This is a genomic window from Geobacillus sp. LYN3 (genome assembly GCF_003064505.1).
GTDB lineage: Bacteria > Bacillota > Bacilli > Bacillales > Anoxybacillaceae > Parageobacillus_B > Parageobacillus_B toebii.
In genome coordinates this window covers 1,948,388-1,948,996 of record NZ_QCWL01000001.1, presented here as the reverse complement: position 1 = coordinate 1,948,996, position 609 = coordinate 1,948,388, and the positions used below count along the sequence as shown (strand labels likewise).

Sequence of the window (609 nt, the reverse complement as noted above, 5' to 3'; positions counted from 1 at the left end):
GTGGAACCGAAGACGTATCTGAAAGAGGTGAGCGAGCGAGTGCACCATGTTCCCCACCAGGGCGACAAGCGAATCGCAGCCAAGACGATCCTCGATTGGTGCACCCGATACAAAAAAGGGGGCTTTGACGCCTTAAAGCCGAAGCGCCGTTCGGACCGCGGCCACTCAAGGCGTCTGTCGCCCGATGATGAGGATCATATTTTAGCCCTAAGAAAAGAACATCCCACCATGCCCGTGACGGTGTTCTACGAACACCTGATCGAGCAGGGGGAAATCCCAGAAAACCATATCTCTTACTTTACTATATACCGATTGTTGAAAAAACACAACCTTGTCGGGAAAGAAATCTTGCCCATGCCGGAGCGAAAGCGCTTTGCGTATGACCAGATCAATGAGCTTTGGCAAGGGGACTTATCCCATGGACCAACGATTCGAGTCAATGGGAAAGCCCAGAAAACGTTTTTGATCGCCTATATCGATGACTGCTCGCGGTTTGTGCCGTACGCGCAGTTTTTCCCTTCGGAGAAGTTTGACGGGCTGCGGATCGTCACGAAGGAAGCGGTGCTTCGTTGCGGGAAGCCGAAGCGCATTTACTCGGACAACGGGAAA

Annotated in this window: 1 protein-coding gene (running past one end of the window); it reads left to right on the top strand. The window is 52.4% G+C overall.

Annotated elements, in window-relative coordinates; all coding sequences use genetic code 11:
* Nucleotides 1-609, top strand: part of the annotated coding region (locus tag DCC82_RS18165; protein WP_233252972.1) for a helix-turn-helix domain-containing protein (this coding region is incomplete at its 3' end). 75 nt of the annotated region lie to the left of the window's left edge; 609 of its 684 annotated nt are in view.